General features: G+C 65.2%; 16 protein-coding genes. 5 read left to right on the top strand and 11 right to left on the bottom strand.

Annotated features, from left to right (window positions below):
- Nucleotides 1-19 precede the first annotated feature (19 nt).
- The 8 genes from M8J71_RS09315 to M8J71_RS09280 all read right to left on the bottom strand — a co-directional run bounded on the left by M8J71_RS09315 (nucleotide 20) and on the right by M8J71_RS09280 (nucleotide 11,046).
- A complete protein-coding gene (locus M8J71_RS09315) occupies nucleotides 20-1,378 on the bottom strand; it encodes an Nramp family divalent metal transporter (protein WP_256247624.1) in 1,359 nt (452 codons plus the stop codon).
- Between the two features lie 101 nt (nucleotides 1,379-1,479).
- Nucleotides 1,480-2,067, bottom strand: a complete 588-nt coding sequence (locus M8J71_RS09310) for a hemerythrin domain-containing protein (RefSeq protein ID WP_256247623.1) — start codon at nucleotides 2,065-2,067, stop codon at nucleotides 1,480-1,482.
- A gap of 113 nt (nucleotides 2,068-2,180) precedes the next feature.
- Complete coding sequence (locus M8J71_RS09305) at nucleotides 2,181-2,999, bottom strand: nucleoside hydrolase (protein WP_256247622.1); 819 nt, start codon at nucleotides 2,997-2,999, stop codon at nucleotides 2,181-2,183.
- A gap of 14 nt (nucleotides 3,000-3,013) precedes the next feature.
- Nucleotides 3,014-5,299, bottom strand: coding sequence for a glycoside hydrolase family 78 protein (locus M8J71_RS09300; protein ID WP_256247621.1), 2,286 nt, complete (start codon nucleotides 5,297-5,299; stop codon nucleotides 3,014-3,016).
- A gap of 66 nt (nucleotides 5,300-5,365) precedes the next feature.
- Nucleotides 5,366-6,376, bottom strand: coding sequence for an oligopeptide/dipeptide ABC transporter ATP-binding protein (locus M8J71_RS09295; protein ID WP_256247620.1), 1,011 nt, complete (start codon nucleotides 6,374-6,376; stop codon nucleotides 5,366-5,368).
- Nucleotides 6,373-8,478: a dipeptide/oligopeptide/nickel ABC transporter permease/ATP-binding protein gene (locus M8J71_RS09290; protein WP_256247619.1), complete on the bottom strand. Its 2,106-nt coding sequence runs from the start codon at nucleotides 8,476-8,478 to the stop codon at nucleotides 6,373-6,375. Before M8J71_RS09290 ends, M8J71_RS09295 begins: the two co-directional genes overlap by 4 nt.
- Entirely contained in the window at nucleotides 8,475-9,428 is a 954-nt protein-coding gene (locus tag M8J71_RS09285; protein ID WP_308292953.1) for an ABC transporter permease, read from the bottom strand. The genes M8J71_RS09290 and M8J71_RS09285 overlap by 4 nt, the downstream gene beginning before the upstream one ends.
- A gap of 61 nt (nucleotides 9,429-9,489) precedes the next feature.
- Complete coding sequence (locus tag M8J71_RS09280; protein ID WP_256247617.1) at nucleotides 9,490-11,046, bottom strand: ABC transporter substrate-binding protein; 1,557 nt, start codon at nucleotides 11,044-11,046, stop codon at nucleotides 9,490-9,492.
- 224 nt (nucleotides 11,047-11,270) lie between these two features.
- Between M8J71_RS09280 and M8J71_RS09275 the strand changes: the two genes are divergently transcribed.
- Nucleotides 11,271-12,557, top strand: a complete 1,287-nt coding sequence (locus tag M8J71_RS09275) for a glycoside hydrolase family 1 protein (RefSeq protein WP_256247616.1) — start codon at nucleotides 11,271-11,273, stop codon at nucleotides 12,555-12,557.
- Here M8J71_RS09275 and M8J71_RS09270 read toward each other — a convergent pair.
- From M8J71_RS09270 to M8J71_RS09260, 3 genes are all read right to left on the bottom strand, one after another.
- The gene (locus M8J71_RS09270) at nucleotides 12,532-12,945 is read right to left on the bottom strand and encodes a CBU_0592 family membrane protein (RefSeq protein ID WP_256247615.1); all 414 of its coding nucleotides are present in this window, start codon (nucleotides 12,943-12,945) and stop codon (nucleotides 12,532-12,534) included. The genes M8J71_RS09275 and M8J71_RS09270 overlap by 26 nt on opposite strands.
- A 182-nt stretch (nucleotides 12,946-13,127) precedes the next feature.
- Nucleotides 13,128-14,039, bottom strand: coding sequence for an aldose-1-epimerase (locus M8J71_RS09265; protein WP_256247614.1), 912 nt, complete (start codon nucleotides 14,037-14,039; stop codon nucleotides 13,128-13,130).
- 25 nt (nucleotides 14,040-14,064) lie between these two features.
- Nucleotides 14,065-15,117, bottom strand: a complete 1,053-nt coding sequence (locus M8J71_RS09260; RefSeq protein WP_256247613.1) for a LacI family DNA-binding transcriptional regulator — start codon at nucleotides 15,115-15,117, stop codon at nucleotides 14,065-14,067.
- Between the two features lie 294 nt (nucleotides 15,118-15,411).
- On the opposite strand from M8J71_RS09260, the gene M8J71_RS09255 reads away from it, so the two are divergent.
- Genes M8J71_RS09255 through M8J71_RS09240 form a run of 4 tightly spaced genes read left to right on the top strand, consistent with a single transcriptional unit; the run spans nucleotide 15,412 to nucleotide 19,765 of the window.
- Complete coding sequence (locus M8J71_RS09255; RefSeq protein WP_256247612.1) at nucleotides 15,412-16,731, top strand: extracellular solute-binding protein; 1,320 nt, start codon at nucleotides 15,412-15,414, stop codon at nucleotides 16,729-16,731.
- Nucleotides 16,732-16,736: 5 nt separating this feature from the next.
- Entirely contained in the window at nucleotides 16,737-17,639 is a 903-nt protein-coding gene (locus M8J71_RS09250; RefSeq protein ID WP_142058499.1) for a carbohydrate ABC transporter permease, read from the top strand.
- Nucleotides 17,639-18,544, top strand: coding sequence for a carbohydrate ABC transporter permease (locus M8J71_RS09245; protein ID WP_256247611.1), 906 nt, complete (start codon nucleotides 17,639-17,641; stop codon nucleotides 18,542-18,544). The genes M8J71_RS09250 and M8J71_RS09245 overlap by 1 nt, the downstream gene beginning before the upstream one ends.
- 12 nt (nucleotides 18,545-18,556) lie before the next feature.
- A complete protein-coding gene (locus M8J71_RS09240) occupies nucleotides 18,557-19,765 on the top strand; it encodes a Gfo/Idh/MocA family protein (RefSeq protein ID WP_256247610.1) in 1,209 nt (402 codons plus the stop codon).

The raw sequence follows: 19,765 nt of genomic DNA, 5'->3' as shown, positions 1-19,765 counted from the left end.
TTGCACTGCCCCGCCTTCCCTACCCGCCGAAGAGCGGCGAAAGGGAAGTCCAGAACTGGCGGATGCCCAGGACGACAAACAGCAGGGCGCACACTCCCAGCGCAATGTTGGAGTGCAGCTTGTTGGCCCAGGCCTTGGGGATCCGCCTGCCGTTGAGCAGGCCGAGCAGGGTCAGTGCCAGGAACGGCATAAACAGTGAACCCAAAGCACCGTAGAGCAGGATCAGGCCGATGGGCTGGCCCAGGGCGAAGAGGATCATGGGCGGGAACGTGAGCCACAGAATGTAGAACTTGAAGTATTTGCCGCCCACCCGGGTATCGGGGTGTCCGGATTCCTTGCCGCGCATATTGCCCCAGAAGTCGGCGAACATCAGGGAAACGCCATTCCAGACGCCGATGATGGAGGAGAACGATGCGGCCCAGAAACCGACGAGGAACCCCGTTCCCACCACGTCGCCGTACTCCGCTTTCAGGACGTCATAGAGATCCAGCAGCCCTTCATCGCTTGCGCTGAGGGAAACACCGGCGGAGCGGACCACCTCGGCACCCACGATGAGCATGGCGATCACGAAGATCCCGGTCATGACGTAGGCCATGGAGTTGTCGATCCGCATGACCTTCATCCACTTGGGGGTGTACCAGCCCTTTTCGCGGAGCCAGTATCCATAGGCGGCGAGCGTGATGGTTCCACCCACACCGCCGGCCAGGGCGAGCGTGTAGAAGATGCCGCCGTCGGTCGAGGGAATCATCGGGATCAGGCCGGTGAGCATTTCCGGAATGTTTGGCGCGGCAATGATGGCCAGGCCCACTACGGTCACGAACATCATGCCCACCAGCACGGCCGTGATCTTCTCGAAGGTGGCGTACTTGCCCCACCACACCATCGCGAAACCGGCCAGACCCATCAGGATGGCCCACGCCCACAGCGGCAGGACCGGGAACACGGCCGCGAGTGGCAGGGCGGCGGAGGACATGGCAGTGGCTCCGTAGACGAAGCCCCAGATCATGATGTAGGGCCCGAAGTACCAGGTGGTCCACTTGCCGAGGGAACGCCAACCCTCGAAGATCGTTTTTCCGGTTGCCAGCGTGTAGCGTCCGGCGCCTTCAACGAGGATGATCTTCAGGACCACGCCAACGATGACAGCCCAGAACAGGCCGTAACCGTACCGGGAGCCCGCCACCAAAGTGGCCACCATGTCAGCAGCGCCCACGCCGGTGGCGGCGACCACCAGGCCGGGCCCGATGATGCGCCACTTGGCGGGGCGGCCGCCGTCGTCATCAATCCGGTCGGCGTGGCCGGCCTTTGACGCTGCCTGCTGCTGCGCGGCCGCTGCCGGCCTGTTCGTTGGGCTGGTGCTGTCCATGGCGCCGTCGCTCATGACCCCTCCTGGTGTCGGCTGGTATACAAAGAACTCCTGCCAACTTATGCGCGGCTGGCCCCGCCACCAAGGCAACCCGCCCGGAAGTCATAAGTAGCCTGTCAGTGGTCCTTCGAGCCTGTCTGACGATGAGTGAGCTTGTCCAGGAGCCGGTCCACCATGCCAACGCCCGGTCCCACCGTCTTGTGGAACAGCTCCGAATGCGGGGCGCTGGGGTGCGGCCGGGTGGGTGCCAGCTTTTTCGCTTTCTCTACTTTCTGCCCCAAATCAACGAGTTTTTCACGGGGAATGTGCAGGCGGAGCTTTGGAAACTGTTCGCTCTCCTCGTCGTTGGCGTGATGGGTCAGCTGTCCCTCAAGCTCACCCACGAGTTCCATAAACTCCCGGTCGGAGGAATCAACCTTTTCCAGCCGCTTCATCAGCTTGACGATGTCGTCGTGCTCCTTCTTGTCGTGCTCCACCTCTTCTTTTCCGTTGGGCACGTGGTCCTCAATGGCGGGATAGACGTACATTTCCTCCGCGACGGCATGGCGCATGACTTCGGCAATCAGGGTGTCCGCAAGGTCCCTGCGCGCGGTGCCATCCTGCGTGCTTTTGATCTGACCGATCAATGCGACCATGTCCTTGTGGTCGCTGGTCAGGATGTCCACGACGTCCGCGTTCGTTCCGGCGGAATTGGTATCACTCATGAGCTGGCCTCCTCCTGGATCGCTTCCGGTAAGCGACGTAAGAGGGTCAAAGTACCATGCGGCAACAACACGATCCAGAGGCCAAAATCCGCTGTGCCTGCAGCAGGTATGGACTAACCGGCTCGTCCCGCCAGCCCCTGGATAAGGTCGCCCCACAACCGGGCAGGATTGACGTGGTGATGCACTACTGTTCCCGCGGCAACCCCTGGGGCAAGCGCATCGAAGGCGGGAACAAACGGCACCAAAACGCTATCGCCGAGAATCAGCGTGGCCCCCAGTTGCACAAAGGGCGGCACGTCCAGGAGCCGCTCCGCCAGCCATGAGCCGACGGCGGATGCGGCAGCCAGGTCATTCTTGACTGCGTCCACCGAAACGCTCATTCGGGTGTACTCCTCGCAAGGGATCCGGACAAGCGGCATGCCGGACGCCTGGACTTCCGCGGCTGCTGCAGGATCGGTCTGGGAGTTGTATTCTCCCCGGCCCGCGTCAACCAAAGTCCCGCCCACCCAGACCAGGGTTGCCCTGCCGGCAAGTGAAGGGTCCAGACGAAGGGCAGCAGCGACGTTTGTCAGTGGTCCCCCGCAAAGAACCGTGGTCCTCTCGAAGCCTGCGGACTCGCCGGCAATTGCGCGGGCTGCAGGGTTGAGCTGCCCGGTAGTGGTCCCGGTGGCCTCCGCGCCCGGGATCACCCGCACATCGTTCAGCCCCATCAGCTCCACCAGGTGCTCAGCGAGGTGGAGCCCGTGACTGGCTGTCGCCGCAGGGTCAGCACCTGCCGTTTCAGCCAGCCCCGGGTCCAGCGGTGACGTGGTCACCAGGACGCTGGCTTCCGGGCCGCGGCGCAACAGGATATGTGCCAGGGAGACGAGTCCGTCAGGGTCGCCGCCGAAGTCGTTGTCTACGATCAGCAGTTCCCCCGGTCCCTCCGTCATGGCTGCCAAAGCCCCTACGCCCCTGCCGGGACGGCCAGCGCGGCAGGCGAGGTGAACTGGTACGTCCCGCCGCTGACGCTCCGGCGCTCACCGCCCGGAAGTACGACGTCGGCCTCCACTCCCTGAGGTACGGTCGCCTCAAGGTGGAGGGCGCCGTCGTCGAGCTTCCACTCCACGCGGACGGTTCCGTGCGGCGTCTTTAGCGAGGTCTTGGCCCAGTCGATGCCTTCGCCCGGGACAGGCGCGATCCGGACCTTGCTGTACCCCGGCGCCGCCGGGCTGACGCCGCCAACACTCCTGTGCAGCCAGTCGGCCACAGCGCCCAGGGCGTAGTGGTTAAAGCTGGTCATCTCGCCCGGGTTGATGGTGCCGTCCGGCAGCATCGAGTCCCAGCGTTCCCACACGGTGGTGGCGCCCATGGTCACCGGGTAGAGCCAGGACGGGCAGCCTTCTTCCAGCAGCAGGCGGTAGGCCTCTTGGCTGTGGCCGGTGTCCGTGAGGGCGCCGGTGATGAACGGGGTGCCCGCGAAACCCGTGGACACGCGGTAGTTGTTCTTCCGGACCAGCTCGGCGAGGCGTTCGCCCGCGAAGTCGATGTGCTCGGTGCTGGGAAGGATGCCGAATGCAATAGCGAGCGCATAGACAGTGGTGCAGTCACTGCGGATGGTGCCGTCGGCACCCACATAGTGCTCCAGGAACGAGGCCTGGACCCTTGCCGCCAGCTGCTCGAAGTACTCGGCGTCCTCGAGGTGTCCCAGCAGCCTTGCTGCTTCGGCGGTGATGGAAGCGGTGCGGAACATACAGGTGGTGGCCACCACGCCGGTGTCCGCCTTTGCGTCCCAGGGCTTGTCCGGATCGGCGTCCGGGTCCAGCCAGTCGCCGAACTGGAAGCCCTGGTCCCAGAGGCCGGTGGGAGACAGCAGGCCTTCCACCCGCCGGGTGTGTGAGGTCATCGATTCGTACTGGTTCCTCAGGACCGTGTCATCGCCGTAGGCTTCCCACAGCGCCCACGGCACCCAGACGGAGGCTTCGCTCCACAGCGCGGATGACTCCGGCGACGGGAATTCGGCAGGCTGGGGGCAGTACTTCAGCGCGTCCGGAACGGTGATGGGCACCAGTCCGTCAGCCGCTTTTTGTTCGGCAGCAAGGTCCAGAAGCCAGTCCTGAAGGAAGCCTTTGACGTCGTACAGGAAGGCTGCTGTAGGTGCGAAAACCGCGATGTCACCGGTCCAGCCGAGCCGCTCGTCCCGCTGCGGGCAGTCCGTGGGCAGGTCCAGGAAGTTGCCCCGCAGCCCCCAGACAACGTTGCGGTGCAGCTGGTTGACTAGCTCGCTGGAGCACTCGAAGGTGCCGGTGCGCTCCAGTTCGGAGTGCACCACAACAGCCTCGAGCGAATCCTCGGTGAAGGTGCCGGGCCAGCCGGAAACCTCGGCGTAGCGGAAGCCGTGGAAGGTCTTGGTCGGCTCAAAGAAATCCTCCGCGCCGGACAGGATAAAGGTGTCCGTGGCCTTAGCGGACCGGAGCGGCCGGACGCCCAGCTCGCCGTCCTCCAACACCTCGGCGTGGCGCAGGGTGATCACAGCACCTGCTTCTCCCTGCACTGTGAACCGCAGCCAGCCCACCAGGTTCTGGCCGAAATCCACCAAGGTCTTGCCGCTGGGTGAGGTGAAAACCTTTACAGGCTTGACGACGCCGGCACGCACCACGGGCGGGCCCACCGGCTCTGCCAACCGGCCGGCGTCGAACTTTAGCTCGCGGACGCCTGTCCAGCCGACGCCGTCGAAATCCGGTTCGGTCCAGCCGGGCTGGTGCCGGCGGGCGTCGATGGTCTGGCCGTCGTAGAGGTCGTTCGCGATTGTGGGTGAGGGGCCGGACTGCCAGGAGGAATCCGAGCCGATGACCTGGACATGCCCGTCCTCGAACTCGATGTCCAGCTGCCCGAAGAAACCCAGCTGGTCCCCATAGAGGTTGGACATGCCGTGCCATGCCAGGCGTCCGCGATACCAGCCGTTGCCCAGCGATACGCCGATCACTGATGACGGCTGCACCAGGTGTGTGACGTCGTAGCTGCGGTAGCGGAGCCGCCATTCATAGGAGCTCCACCCGGGGCTCAACACATCCTCGCCCACCGGAACCCCATTGATCAGTGCCTCGTAGACACCGAAGGCGGTGGCGCGCAGGGTGGCCTTGGCCACGGCGCCGTGTCCCTCCGCCAACTGGAATTCCTTGCGCAGGAGCGGGGCGCCGTCGAAGTCTTCGGCAGGGGTGATCATGGCGGCGAGCCAGGGTGCCAGTGGCATGTGGTGGGAGTCCATTTCGTTTTGGCCGCCGGAAATCGACGGCGGGGAGGGGCAAGAGTTGAAAGGTTATGTAGCGTAATGGCAGGCGACGTCGGACCCGCCCACAGTACGAAGGGCGGGGCGTTCGGCGGCGCAGAGGTCCGTAGCCAGCGGGCAGCGGAGCCGGAAGGGGCAGCCGCCGGGACCGGGGGTGGCGGCCGCCCCCGTCCGGACGCCGAGGGACTCCCGGGCCTGCCGGCGCGCCGCCTGCTCCGCGGGCCGCGGCACGGGGGACGCCGCCACGAGGGCCTGGGTGAAGGGGTGCTTGGGGTTTTCGGTAACGGCGGCGGCAGGTCCGCTTTCCATCACCTGCCCGCGGTAGAGCACCACCACGCGCTGCGCCAGGAACTGGACTACGGCGATGTCGTGGGCGATAAACAGGTAGCCCAGGCTCCGCTCGTCACGCAGGTCGGCCAGGAGATTCAGCACCTGGGCCTGGGTTGAGAGGTCCAAGGCGCTCACGGCTTCATCGCAGACCACCAGTTTCGGGTCGCAGATGAGGGCACGGGCAACCGAGATGCGCTGGCGCTGGCCGCCGGAGAACTGGCTGGGATACCGGTCCACGGCATCCCGGGGCAGGCCCACGCGTTCCAGCATGTCCCCTGCGCGCTGCCGGGCGACGGCCGCACCCACGCCGCGGAGCCGGAGCGGCTCCGCGAGTGAGGAGCCGACGGTGTTGCGGGGGTTCAGGGAGGAATTGGGGTCCTGGAAGACGGCCCGCAGTTCCCCGCCCAACGCCCTGCGCTGGGCCGCGCCGGCGGACGTAATGTCCTTGCCCTGGTAGGTGACGGAACCGCCCGCGACCTTCTGCAGGCCCAGGATGGCTTTGCCGATGGTCGACTTGCCCGAGCCGGACTCCCCCACCAGCCCCACCGTCTCACCGGGGGCGATGCTGAAGCTGACGCGGTCGACGGCGGCGGGAGCGGCGGCTGCCTTGCGCCCGCGCCCATAGCGGACCACTAAGTCCTTGACCTCCAGCAGCGGCTGGGCGGCAGCGGGCAGCGGTGCTTCCGGGCGGATCGAGGTTGCGGTGCTCATGCGTGATCCTTTTCAACAGTCCTGTGTTCAGCAGTTCGGGCTTCAACGAGGTTGAGGACGTGGTGGCTGGGTACGTCGGTGGCCACCCAGTCCAGGCCTTCGACGGCGAGTTCGTCCGCTTTGACGCAGCGCACCACACCGTCAGCGGTTCCGGAGGGAAGCAGCGGGATGGGGACCAGGCAGGCGGAGCCGGCGAACTGGCAGCGGGCGGCGAAGCGGCAGGTGCTGGGCCAGTCCTTGGGCTGGGGAACCTGGCCGTTGATGGTGGCGAGGCGCTCGGGCATGTCAGCGGCGTGGTTGGCGTGGGGGTCCGCGGCCAGCAGGGCGAGGGTGTAGGGGTGGCGGGGATTGTCCAGGATGCTGTCTGTCCGGCCGTTTTCCACCACCTCGCCGGCGTACATCACGGCCACCTGGTCGCAAAGATCGGCCACCACACCAAGATCGTGGGTCACCATCACCACCGACATGCCGGTGTCCTTCACCAGGCTGCGCAGCAGCGACAGGATCTCGGCCTGCACGGTGACGTCCAGCGCCGTGGTGGGTTCGTCCGCCACGAGCAGGCGGGGACGGCCGGAGAGCGCCAGGGCGATGGCAACACGCTGGGCCATGCCGCCGCTGATCTGGTGCGGGTAGGTCTTCAGGATGCGTTCGGCATCCACGATGCCCACCTTTTCCAGCAGGCTCAGGGCTTCAACCTTCGCCTCAGCCCTGCCCATCCCCCGGAGCCGCCGGATGGCGGAGATGAGCTGGTAACCAACGGTGAACATCGGGTCCAGGGCGCGCATGGGTTCCTGCGAGATGAGCGCGACCTCGCGTCCGCGGATGCCTTCCATGTCCTTTTCGGTTGCCGCGGCCAGGTTCCTGCCGTTCCAGAGGATCTGCCCGCCGGTCACGGAAACCCCGGATGGCAGCAGGCCCAGGAGGGACAGCGCGGTCATGGTTTTGCCGCAACCGGACTCACCCACCAGGCCCAGCACGGTGCCCGGTTCGACGTCGAAGGAGACATCGGTGACCAGGCGGACGCCATTGCCTGCTCCCGCGGAGTCCACGCCAACGGAGAGGTTGCGGACGCTTAGCGTGTCCTTCCGGGCCGAAGCGTCGGCAGACGGAGCAGCGGCGGCATTCGCGGCCACGGCTTTTTTCACGGACGTGGTCCGCTGGCGGCGTGCTGCAGCCGACGGCAGGTGCGAGGCGGTGGCATTGGGTGACTTGCCGAGGGCGTTGCCAATGGCGTTGGCGGCCAGGACCGTCAATGCCAGCACGGCGCCGGTGGGGACCATCAGCCAGGGTGCGTCGTAAACATGCTGGGAGGCGCCCTGGATCATGCCGCCCCAGCTTGGTTCGGGAATGGGCGGACCAAAACCGATAAATGCCAGGCCGGCCTGGATGAGCATGCCAACGGCGAAGATCAGGGCCGACTGCACCACGATAGTGTTCGTCAGTCCGGGCAGCACATGCCGCAGGCTGATGCCCACCGTGCTGACGCCGTCCACCTTGGCTGCATCCACGTACAGCTGGGACTGCAGGGACTTGGCCTGGCCCAGCATCACCCGGTACATCCCTGCGGAAATGAGTACGCCGAGGATCGCCATGATCAGCGGGATGTTGGTTCCCACGGCACCGATGACGGCCAGGATGATGACAGTGCCGGGCAGCGACATCATGATTTCGGTGACGCGGCTGATGACGTTCTCCACGCGGGCACCGGCGGCTGCCGCCAGCATCGCCAGGAGGGTTCCGAGCCCGACGGCGACAATCACCGTGATCATGGACGTCCCCAGCGTGCCGGCTGCTGAAGCGAAGATGCGGCTGAGGATGTCGCGGCCGAGTTCGTCGGTGCCGAGCCAGTGGGCGGCGGTGGGTCCGGACAGAACGGCTGTGAAATCCTGGTCCTCGGTCCTGAACGGCAGCCACAGTGGCGCGGTCAGCGAGGCGGCCACCAGCGCGGCCAGCCAGATAACCCCGGCGACGCTGGCCGGTGAACTGAACAGTTTGCTGCCGGAGAATTTCTTCACCGCGCTTTGGCGGGATGCCTTGGGAAGGACGGCAGCCGCCGTCGGCTCCGCTGAGTCTGCAGGTGCGGGGGCAACGTTGGGGATCATGAGGCACGCAACTTCGGGTCGAGGAACTTGGTGGCGAGTTCCAGCACCAGGTTCACGGCGACCACCACCACGGTGGCGATCACCACCACGCCCTGCACGGACGGGGCGTCATGGGTGCTGACGGAGTTCTGGACGGCCTGGCCCAGGCCCGGCATGGCGAACAACTGCTCGGCGATGACTGAACCGCCGAAGAGCTGGATGAACTGAAGCGCGATGCCGGCCACGATGGGGAGGCTGGCGTAACGCAGGGCGTGCACATACAGGATCTTCCAGGTGGGGGTAGCCGTGGCCCGGAGCGTCCGGATGTGTTCCTGCTGCAGCGCCTCGAGCATGGAAGCGCGGGTCTGGCGGGCGATGAACGCCGCCCCGCCCACGGCCAGGGTGATCACCGGCAGCGCCAGGGACAGCGCCCAATCCTGCGGCGAGACCTCGAACGGGACGTAGCCGGTGGCGGGGAAAACGGAGGACTGGACTGCCAGGAGGTAAACAAAAATGATGCCGATCCAGAAGGCCGGGAGTGCCACCGCCATGCCGCAGACACCGCCGATGACGCGGTCCATCATGCCGCCGCGGACGGCTGCGGTGACGCCGAGCGCAATACCGAGAACGGCGCTGAGCAGGGTGGCTCCGGCAGCGAGGGACGCGGTGACCGGAAGCCTGCCGGCCAGGTCTGCGCTGACGGAGCGGCCGTCAATGAGCGAAATTCCGAAGTCGCCCTGGACTGCGGCACCGAGCCAGCTGATGAACTGCACCAGGAGGGGATCGTTCCAGCCGAGCCGCTGGTTGACCTCATCAATGGCTTCCTGGGTGGCGCCTGCCCCGAGGGACACGGCGCCGGGGCTGCCGGGCATTGCGTGCACCAGCAGGAATGCCAGCACCGCAACCACCAGCACGGTGGCCAGTGCCATCAGCAGGCGCTTGGTGATGAATAGTGCCATGGTGACCTCCATCGGTCAGGCCTTGCCGGGCGGGCCCTCCTGTTGGGGAGTGCCCGCCCGGCAGGTGCGGGAATTAGCTGGCCGGCTTGTAGGACGAGAGGAGCGGGTAGGCGTTGGTGCCGGCGAACTCCACCGGGGCCACCTTCTTGGTGTTGTAGCCCTGGTTGGTGAGTGCCTCGTACAGCGGGATCATCCAGCCGGATTCCATTAGGCGGGTGTTCAGCTTGGTGGCTGCTGCCTTGACGGCGGCGTCGTCCTTGGCGGCGGCCAGCTCGCCGGTGGCGGCGCTGAGCTGCTCGTCGGTGGCCTTCTGCACGTTGGTGAAGCCGTTGAGGATTGCCCCGTACATCACACCGACGGGGTTGTCCCAGTTCAGGGGTGCGTAGCCGAGGGGGGTGGTGGCGACGGCGGCGAAGGCTTCATCCGTGGAGGAGGACATCTTGACGTTCATGGTGATGCCGACGGCGGCGAGGTCCTTCTGGACTGCCTGCAGGTCCGTCTGGGTTTGGGCGCTGGCGATGATGGTGAACTCGAAACCGTTGGGGTAGCCCGCTTCAGCCAGCAGGCTCTTGGCCTTGTCCGGGTTGTAGGCGAACCTGGTCTCAAGGTCCTTGGTGAAGCCTGCGGAGTCCTTGGGCAGCGCGTTCCAGGCGGGGATGTCTCCCTTGTGCAGTGCGTCCACCAGGGCCTGGCGGTTGATGGCGTACTGGATGGCCTGCCGGGCCTTCTCTTCAGCGAACGCAGGGGCGGTCTTGCCGATCTTGTCGAAGGAAATCATGGTGTTGACGGTGCCGCCGATCTGGGACACGCCCACACCCTTGGACTTGGCGAAGTCAACGGTGGAAGAGGTCAGCATGGCCACGTCAGCCTGGCCGGACACCAGCGCGTTTGCCCGGGCCTGGGGGTCCTGGACCACGCTGAAAATGACTTTGTCGAAGGCGAACTTTGCGGCCTCCGGGCTCTTTTCGTTCTTCACCAGGACGTACTTGTTGCCCTTCACGGTGGAAGGATCCAGGGTGTAGGGACCAGAGCCCGCCGGGGTGGCAGCGAGGCTCGCGCTGTCCGTGACGCCGTTCTTGCCGACGATCATGCCGGTGGTGGAGGCCAGGTTCTTTTCGAAGCCGGGCTGCGGCTTGGCGAAGGTCAGGGCCACCTGGGTGGGGCTGACCACGTCGACGGAGGTGATTTCCTGTGCGCCGCCCTTGGTGACGGCGGAGTAGGCGCTGAGGGCGGGATCGGAGCGGCGGTCCAGGTTTTGCTTGACCAGTTCGGCGTCGAGCGTGGACCCGTCCGTAAAGGTGACGCCGTCCTTGAGTGTCAGCGTCAGGACGGTGTTGTCCGCGTTGTAGCTGAACTCCTTGGCCAGGCCCGGGCCTGCCGAGCCGTCCGGCTGAAGCGTCATCAGGCTTTCGTAGAGGCCCTCGAAGAACTGGCGCTGCGCAGCTGAGACGCGCAGCGGGTCAAAGCCGAAGGATGCCGAGTCGCTGTCAATGGCGAGTGTCAGGGTGCTGGTATCCACTTTGGCGGCGGCCTGGCCGGAACCGCCGCCGCAGGCGGTAAGCGATCCCAGCAGGAGCGCCCCGGCCAGAACGGCGGAGCCCGCACGGGCGGTGGAGTGCAGAAGTTTCATATGGTGCGCCTTTGCATTCTGATGTGACAACGGAGGAGAACGATTGTGGGGGCTGGCTGCTGGCCGGCTCCTTCCAAGCATCAGCCGGTAGCGCTGGGCACTCACACGAGAATGTCATTCATTGAAAAAGTATTGTGGCCCCGGTCACGCGGCGGGCAAGGATGGAAAGCCAGGGCAGAGAGGCCCCGTGCGCCGTTTGCCGGCGCTGAACCGAAAGGAACCACATGACCACCGCATCAGCATTCCCGCAGGACTTCCTCTGGGGCGTCGCGAGCGCAGGCCACCAGGTGGAGGGGAGCAACGTCAACAGCGACACCTGGTTCCTCGAGCACCTCCCGGGCAGCATGTTCTCAGAACCGTCAGGTGATGCCGTGGACCACTACCACCGCTACCGCGAGGACATCGCCCTGATCGCGGGCCTGGGTTTCACCAGCTACCGCTTTTCGATCGAGTGGGCGCGTATCGAGCCGGAGGAGGGGCTCTTCTCGCAAGCCGAACTCAACCATTACCGCCGGATGCTGGAGGCGTGCCATGAGCACGGCCTCACGCCTGTGGTCACGTTCCACCACTTCACGTCCCCGCGCTGGCTACTCGCCCTCGGCGGCTGGGAAGGCCCCCGGACGGCGGAGCTCTTTGCTCGATACTGCGACCGGGTGATGGCGCACCTGGGCGACCTCATCGGTGTGGCCTGCACGCTCAACGAACCGAATCTGCCATGGCTGCTGGAGTCCTTTGGGATCGGCGGCGAGGCGCCGGAGAACCGCGGCTCCGTACCCGTGTGGGCTGCAGCCGCCGAACGGCTGGGGGTGGAGGCCAGCACGGTGGCGCCGTTCCAGTTCTGCTCCACGGACGCCGGCTTCAACGTCAAGCTGGCGGCGCACCGCGCCGGCACCGCAGCCATCAAGGCGCACCGGCCGGACTTGCTGGTCGGCTGGACCCTTGCCAACTCGGACATCCAGTCCATCGACGGCGGGGCGGAACTTGCTGACCAGGTCCGCCGCGGCGTCAACGAACGCTTCCTGGAGGCATCCCGCGGTGATGACTTTGTGGGGATCCAGACCTACGGCCGGACAGTCTATGGCCCGGACGGGCATGCGCCGGCCCCGGACGGCGTCGCAACGAACCAGATGGGCGAGGAAATCTACCCCCAGGCCCTCGAAGTGACCATCCGGGAAGCGCACCGCATTGCCGGCATCCCGGTGATCGTCACCGAAAACGGCCTGGCCACCGAGGACGACACGCAGCGGGTGGAGTACCTCCGCGTCGCCGTAGATTGCGTGGCGTCCTGCCTGGCGGACGGCATCGACGTCCGCGGCTACATCGCGTGGACAGCCCTGGACAACTACGAGTGGGTGTTCGGCTACGGACCAAAGTTCGGCCTCATCGCGGTGAACCGGGAGACCCAGGAACGGACACCCAAGGAGAGCGCACGCTGGCTGGGCCGCCAGGCACAGCTGCGTAACACTCAGGCAAATGACGCCGTGGTCAGCAGGGCACCCCAGCCGGCCTGACCACCGTCGCGCAGTCCGTGGGCGCCCGGTGCACGTCTGCGTCACTATAAACGGAACCGGTAAGGACCTCCACAACGGCAAGCTGGCCGGTGGTGTCCGGGACGCCGGGGAATTGAACCTGCGGCTCCTCAGCCGGCACCACTGGCTGGGGAGCCGCTGAGCGCATGCGGAAAAGGGCGACGGCGGAGATCAGGAACCAGGCCACGTTGGTCACCACAGAAGGCCAGGCCTCGTGGACAGTGCCGTTGATGATGAAGGCGACGGCGCCGAACAGGTTTGCAGTCTGGAAACCTTTGCCGGCCTTCAGCCAGCCCATGGAGACGGCGAGGTAGGCGCTGAGGATCGCAGCCGCGCCGGCCCAGCCGGCGATTTCCCACAGCAGTTCCATGGTGTCCTTTCAGGGATGTCTGCCGGCCGTAGCCGGGCAGGGGTGATGAGGGTTTTGAAGGTTGGTTGTGCCGGACAAACCGTTGACTCGAGCCCGGGAGGGCGAGGACCTCGTTTGTTGGTCGGCGGGATAATCATACCTGCCGAAAGGGGCGGTTAACTCCACCTCTGCGGCTGCCGCCTTCAGCCCTGCACAGCGTGGATCCTGCAGGCTAGCGAGTGTGACTGTCCCGGCGCCAGGACAACCAGGTCCTGGCCGGAATTGAAGGCATCGGGCGGGCAGGTCATGGGCTCAACAGCGAGCCCTTTCCGGCCCCGCAGCTCCCCTGAGTAGAGCTGCAGCCAGGGCGCATCCGTACCCGTTGATTCCACTACCGCCGAGAGCTGCAGGGCAGGGTGCCGGAGCGTGACGTCCCATGTCCCGTCGGGGAGGGCAGTGAAGGCGTGGTCGAGTTGCTGCGCAGCCAGTAGGCGGGCCTGGGAGAAATCGAACTCCGTGCCCGCGATGTCCCGGAGCTCGGTGGGCTGGAGTTTTTCATCCGTCATCAGAACCTTGCCCGCGCGGAAGGTCAGCTCACACGTGGAGATGTCCTCTCCGCCTATGGTGATGTAGGGGTGCGAGCCGCAGCCATAAGGGGCGGAGGCGGCTCCCTGGTTCCTGGCGCCGAGCTCAATGGACAAGCCGCTCTCCCCGTCCAAGGCGTAACGGGCCGTCAGCGCGAGCTGGAAGGGGTACCCGGGTTCGCCGTGCAGCAGGTGCGTCAGCACTACCTCGGCGTCCGAGCGCCGCTCAACCTGCCAGGCGTTCCACAGCGCGAGCCCGTGCAACGCGCTGCCGGTGCCCGCCTCGTTCACCGGCAGTTCAAAACGCTGCCCGCCAAAGCTGTAGGCGCCGCCGGCCACCCGGTTCGGCCAGGGCATGAGGACCTTTCCGGCATAGGCCGGGGGAAGTTCCTCCGGCGGGAACGGCAGGACAAGGTCCGTTCCCCGGAAGGACAAGGTCACCAGCCCCGCCCCCACGCTCGCAACAGTTGCCTCGTAGTCCCCCGCTCGAAGGACGGTCAGCTCACCGTTGGGACTGGTTGTGGATGACATCGATGTTCCTTTCGAAAGGCCGGGCTCAAGCCGCGGGCGGTGCGGTGGAGTCGCGGACGATCACCTGCGTGGCCAGCTCAACGCGGCGGGAATCCAGGACCTCGCCGCGGGCCTGGCGGAGCAATGACCGCAATGCGGTCCGGCCCATTTCCTCGAGCGGCTGGGACACTGAGGTGAGGGCCGGGACCGACTCCTCGCCCTGGATTGTGCCGTCGAACCCAATGAGGCTCAGCTGCTCGGGGATCCTGACTCCCTGGCGGGCTGCTTCGCCCAGGACACCCAGCGCGATGCTGTCGCTCGCGGCAAAGATGGCCGTTGGCCGCTGGTCAAGTTTGAGCAGGGCCTGCAGCCCCGCGGTTCCGCTGTCGCGGCGGAACCTGCCGCCGGAAACGATGTACTGGGGATCCACCGGGACGCCGTGTGCCGTCAGGGCGGCCATATAGCCGTGCAGCCGCGCCTGGTTGCATTCAGCCTGTTCGATGCCGCCGATGTAGGCGATGCGCCGGTGCCCGAGTTCCAGCAGGTGTTCGGTTGCGGACTTGCCGCCTGCCCAGTTGGTGGCACCGACGCTGACCACGTCCGCCGGGGGCGGGTTGAGCGGGTCGATCACGACGACGGGCAGCTTGCGGCGCCGGAACGCCTGCAGTTGCGCCTCGCCGAAGGCTGATGTCACCACAATCATTCCCGCCCTGCCCTCGTCCACCATCCGCTGGGCACGCCGCTCAGGGCTTTGCGCGGTGGAAGCCATGCCCGATGCGGCCGGCCCGGTGGCGCTGATGAGGACTTCAACGCCTGCTTTCGCGGCGAACTGCAAAATGCCGTCAAGAACTTCAACGGTGTAGGCGGCGGTGAGCACGTCCACCACCACCTCCACGACAGTGCTGGTCTTCGTTGCGGTGCGGCGCTGCAGGGGCGACTGGTACCCGGCCTGTTCAAGCGCGGCAAGGACCCTGGCGCGGGTTTCAGGCGCCACGTCCTCCCGGCCGTTCACCACTTTGGAAACCGTGGGCGTTGAAACCCCGGCCTGCAGGGCAACAGCTGCCAGGGTGGTTTTTTCCGGCCGCACATTTGTAGCCAAGGGTCAGTCCTGTCTTTCGAAATGTTTCGATAGGTCCAATACTGCATCTAACAGAGCACCGGCGTCAACGGTCCAGTAGTTTCAACACCAATATCGCAAGAATGACCCCTTGACTGTGATGCGCCTCACCGTTAGATTTGCTTCACCGGTCGCAAGCTTTTCGAAAAGTTTCGAACTTTGCCAGTGCGGCCCAGAACCGAATTGATGCGGGCATCTGCTTCGAAGCCGAAGTGCATGCCCGCGTTACACGTTACCGGGACCCAGCGTTGAGCCCGGAGGATGAACGGAAGCGAAATGAACATTCGAAAGTTGCGCTCGGCAGCCATGGCAATTTCCGCTGCGGGAGTGGCAATCAGCCTGGCCGCCTGCGGTTCTGCAGGTCCTGCCGGTTCAAACGTGAGCAGTGACGCGGCCACCATGTGGGGCCTTACCGGCGGCAATCAGCCGGTCCTGCAGAAGTCCGTGGACGACTGGAACCAGGCAAATCCGGACAAGTCGATCAAGCTCGACTTCTTCGCCAACGATGCTTACAAAACCAAGGTCCGCACCGCCGTCGGTGCCGGCGAAGGCCCCACCTTCATCTACGGCTGGGGCGGCGGCGTACTGAAGTCGTACGTGGACGCCGGTCAGGTGGACGACCTGTCCGGTTTCCTGAAGGACAACCCGGAGGTCAAGGACCGCTACCTTCCCTCTGTATTGAAGAACGGCGAGGTGGACGGCAAAACCTACGCCCTGCCGAACAACAACGTGCAGCCGGTGGTCCTCTATTACAACAAGGAAGCCTTCGACAAGGCGGGCGCGCAGCCTCCCAAGACCTGGGACGAACTGATGGCCCTCGTGCCGAAATTCAAGGACGTCGGCATCGCCCCGTTCTCGCTCGGCGGGCAGTCAAAGTGGCCGGACCTGATGTGGCTTGAGTACCTTGTGGAGCGCATCGGCGGACCGGAGGTCTTCGCCAACATTGCGGCCAATAAGCCCGGCGCCTGGTCAGACCCGGCAGTAAAAGAGGCACTGACCAAGATCCAGGAGCTTGTTGACGCCGGCGGATTCATCAACGGCTTCTCATCCATTGCAGCGGACAGCAACGCTGACCAGGCTCTCATGTACACGGGCAAGTCAGCCATGATCCTGCAGGGCGGCTGGATCTACCAGGGCATGAAGAAGGATGCTGCGGACTTCGTCAAGAGCGGCAAACTGGGCTACACCACGTTCCCCACGGTGTCCGGCGGCAAGGGTGATCCCGCGAACGTTGTGGGCAACCCGTCCAACTTTTGGTCCATCTCCGCCAAAGCTACGGACGCCCAGAAGAAGGCCGCCCTGGACTACGTCAAGGACGGGATGTTCACCGATGCCAACACCGATGCCCTGATCAACTCCGGCGCGGTGCCGGTTGTCCAAGGCATCGAAAGCAAACTCGAAGCCTCGCCGGACAAGGATTTCCTGACGTTCGTCTACGGGCTGGCCAAGAACGCCCCCAGCTTCACGCTCTCCTGGGACCAGGCACTGAGCCCGGCGCAGGGTGATGCGATGCTCTCCAACCTGGACCAGATCTTCCTGAAGAAGATCACCCCGGAACAGTTCATCACCATGATGAACGCCACGGTGGGGAAGTAGGAACCGTGGCATCTCCAGTTACTGCTGGCCGAGGGGTCCGCGACGCGGGCCCCTCGGGGTGGCTGGCCGCTCCGGCGCTGATCTTCTTCCTCGTATTTGCGGTGGTCCCGCTCATCGGGGTGGTCTTCCTGAGCTTCACCAGCTGGAACGGCCTGGGCGAAATCAAACTGGACGGACTGTCCAGCTGGACCACGGTCCTGACCGATCCCGTGACAGGCAACGCCTTGGTAGTGACGGCCAAGATCATGTTCTTCTCGTTCATCGTCCAGGCGCCGGTCAGCCTGCTCCTGGGCGTCTTCACGGCGGGCGCCCAAAAATACCGTGCCGCCCTGGCCGTACTCTACTTCCTGCCCCTGCTGCTCTCCTCCGCCGCAGTTGCCATCGCCTTCAAGGCCCTGCTGGATCCGAACTTCGGCCTGGGCCCGGGGTTCGGGCTTCCTGCCCTGGCCCAGGACTGGCTCGGGAATTCGGACCTGGTGCTGTTCGTGGTGGTCTTCGTCATCGCCTGGCAGTTTGTCCCCTTCCACACGCTGATTTACCAGGGCGGCGTGAGGCAGATCCCGGCGTCGCTCTATGAGGCAGCAGAAATCGACGGCGCCGGACGGTTCCGGCAGTTCTGGAGCATCACGCTGCCCCAGCTGAAGTACACGATCATCACGTCGTCCACCCTGATGGTGGTAGGAAGCCTGGCGTACTTCGACCTCATCTTTGTGCTTACCGGCGGAGGCCCCGGTTACAGCACCCGGCTGCTCCCGCTGCATATGTACCTGACGGGGTTCAAGGCCAACGACATGGGAGCCGCGAGCGCCCTGGGCGTGATGCTCGTTGTCATCGGCCTCGGACTGGCTTTGTTGCTGCAGCGCCTGGGCGGCAAAAACCGTAATGCAAGCCAATTGGAAGGTGCCTGATGGCGTCCACAACACAACTCCCGGTTCCGCCTTCCCCGGCCGCCAGCCGCGTCGCAGCAGCACCTGTCACCCGCACCAAGGGGCCGGGACGGCTGCGTCCGAACCTTTTGGGCGGCCTGGGAGGTTGGCTCTGGCTCGCGATCATCATCGTCCCGATCTACTACGTGGTGATTACCAGCTTCAAGAACCAGGCAGGCTTTTTTACGTCCAACCCGATGCTTCCGTCAACGGAGCCGACGCTGGACAACTACAAGCTGGTACTGGAGAACAATTTTGTCCGCTACTTCACCAACAGCCTGATCGTCACGCTTGGCACGGTGCTTCCGGCCCTGCTGGTGTCCTTTATGGCCGCCTACGCAATCGTCCGCGGCAGGGGCCGGTTCCTGTCCATGACGAACAACCTGTTCCTACTCGGCCTGGCCATCCCGCTCCACGCCACCATCATCCCCATCTACTGGATGATCACCCGGGCGCACCTGTATGACACCCTGCTCGCCCTGATCCTGCCGTCCGTGGCGTTTGCCATCCCGGTCAGCGTGCTCATCCTGTCCAACTTCATGCGCGATGTCCCGAACGAGTTGTTCGAATCGATGCGGCTGGATGGCTGCTCGGACTGGGCCATGATGTGGCGGCTCGTCCTCCCCATGACCAAACCGGCCGTCATCACTGTGGGTATCTATAACGCCCTGCATGTCTGGAACGGCTTCCTCTTCCCGCTGATCCTGACGCAAAGCCCCGCCACCAGGGTCCTGCCGCTGTCGCTCTGGACTTTCCAGGGAGAGTTCAGCGTCAACATCCCCGCCATCCTGGCCTCCGTGGTCCTGGCCACGCTCCCCCTTCTGGTGATTTACGTCGTCGCGCGCCGCCAGCTGCTGGCCGGCCTCACCGCTGGCTTCAGCAAGTAGAAAGGAACTTTCATGACCGGATCCAAACCCCTGCGCGTGGGCATGGTGGGGTATGCCTTTATGGGTGCGGCCCACTCCCACGCCTGGCGCACCGCACCGCGGTTCTTTGATCTGCCGCTTCAGCCCCAGCTGGCCGCGGTGGCCGGAAGGAATGCCGACGGCGTCCGGGCCGCCGCGGACAAGCTCGGCTGGGAGTCGGTGGAGACAGACTGGCGGTGCCTGGTCGAACGGGACGACATCGACCTGATCGATATCTGCACGCCGGGCGATACCCACGCCGAAATTGCCATCGCCGCCCTGGAGGCCGGCAAGCATGTGCTGTGCGAAAAGCCGCTGGCCAATTCCGTGGAGGAAGCAGAGAGGATGGCCCTTGCGGCGGAAACCGCCGCCAAGCAGGGCATAGCCTCGATGTGCGGCTTCAGCTACCGGCGCACCCCCGCCCTGGCACTGGCCAAACGCTTTGTGGAACAGGGCCGGCTCGGCGACATCCGGCACGTCCGCGCACAATATCTGCAGGACTGGCTCTCGGACGGGAATGCCCCCATGACCTGGCGGCTGGACAAGAGCAAGTCCGGGTCCGGCTCCCTGGGCGATATCGGAGCGCACAGCATCGATGCCGCCCAATGGGTAACCGGGCAGAACATCGCCGGAGTCTCGGCACTGCTCGAAACGTTCGTCCCGGAGCGTCCTCTCGCCGGAGACCTCGTGGGCCTGGGCGGGCACGGCGACCTCAGCAGCGACACTCCCCGCGGCAGCGTCACAGTGGACGATGCTGCCATCTTCAGTGCCCGCTTTGAAGACTCAAAGTTCGACGGCGGTGCAGCCTCCGCGGGCGCGGTGGGCGTTTTCGAGGCAACCCGCTACGCGCTGGGCCGTAAGAACGCCATGCGCCTGGAGGTCAACGGAAGCAAGGGGTCGCTGTCCTTCGACTTCGAGGACATGAACGTCCTGTCCTTCTATGACGCAGCCGAATCCCACGACGCCGGCTTCCGCAAGATCTTCGTCACTGAACCCGAGCACCCGTACGTGGGGAACTGGTGGCCCACGGGCCACGGGCTGGGGTACGAACACGGCTTCACCCACCAGGTGGTGGACCTCGTCACGGCCATCGGAGAAGGCCGGCAGCCGGAACCGTCCTTCGCCGATGCCCTGCAGGTCCAGCGCGTCCTGGCAGCCGTGGAGTCCAGCGCCGCCAACTCCAGCCAGTGGCAAAACGTTTAG

The organism is Pseudarthrobacter sp. R1 (assembly GCF_024494415.1).
In the GTDB taxonomy this organism is placed as follows: Bacteria; Actinomycetota; Actinomycetes; order Actinomycetales; family Micrococcaceae; genus Arthrobacter.
This window is presented reverse-complemented; position numbering and strand designations above follow the sequence as displayed.

Bases quoted from the DNA above. Each gene is read 5' to 3' on its own strand.
- M8J71_RS09315 (WP_256247624.1), bottom strand. From the start codon at position 1,378: ATGAGCGACGGCGCCATGGACAGCACCAGCCCAACGAACAGGCCGGCA.
- M8J71_RS09310 (WP_256247623.1), bottom strand. From the start codon at position 2,067: ATGAGTGATACCAATTCCGCCGGAACGAACGCGGACGTCGTGGACATC.
- M8J71_RS09305 (WP_256247622.1), bottom strand. From the start codon at position 2,999: ATGACGGAGGGACCGGGGGAACTGCTGATCGTAGACAACGACTTCGGC.
- M8J71_RS09300 (WP_256247621.1), bottom strand. From the start codon at position 5,299: ATGCCACTGGCACCCTGGCTCGCCGCCATGATCACCCCTGCCGAAGAC.
- M8J71_RS09295 (WP_256247620.1), bottom strand. From the start codon at position 6,376: ATGAGCACCGCAACCTCGATCCGCCCGGAAGCACCGCTGCCCGCTGCC.
- M8J71_RS09290 (WP_256247619.1), bottom strand. From the start codon at position 8,478: ATGATCCCCAACGTTGCCCCCGCACCTGCAGACTCAGCGGAGCCGACG.
- M8J71_RS09285 (WP_308292953.1), bottom strand. From the start codon at position 9,428: ATGGAGGTCACCATGGCACTATTCATCACCAAGCGCCTGCTGATGGCA.
- M8J71_RS09280 (WP_256247617.1), bottom strand. From the start codon at position 11,046: ATGAAACTTCTGCACTCCACCGCCCGTGCGGGCTCCGCCGTTCTGGCC.
- M8J71_RS09275 (WP_256247616.1), top strand. From the start codon at position 11,271: ATGACCACCGCATCAGCATTCCCGCAGGACTTCCTCTGGGGCGTCGCG.
- M8J71_RS09270 (WP_256247615.1), bottom strand. From the start codon at position 12,945: ATGGAACTGCTGTGGGAAATCGCCGGCTGGGCCGGCGCGGCTGCGATC.
- M8J71_RS09265 (WP_256247614.1), bottom strand. From the start codon at position 14,039: ATGTCATCCACAACCAGTCCCAACGGTGAGCTGACCGTCCTTCGAGCG.
- M8J71_RS09255 (WP_256247612.1), top strand. From the start codon at position 15,412: ATGAACATTCGAAAGTTGCGCTCGGCAGCCATGGCAATTTCCGCTGCG.
- M8J71_RS09245 (WP_256247611.1), top strand. From the start codon at position 17,639: ATGGCGTCCACAACACAACTCCCGGTTCCGCCTTCCCCGGCCGCCAGC.
- M8J71_RS09240 (WP_256247610.1), top strand. From the start codon at position 18,557: ATGACCGGATCCAAACCCCTGCGCGTGGGCATGGTGGGGTATGCCTTT.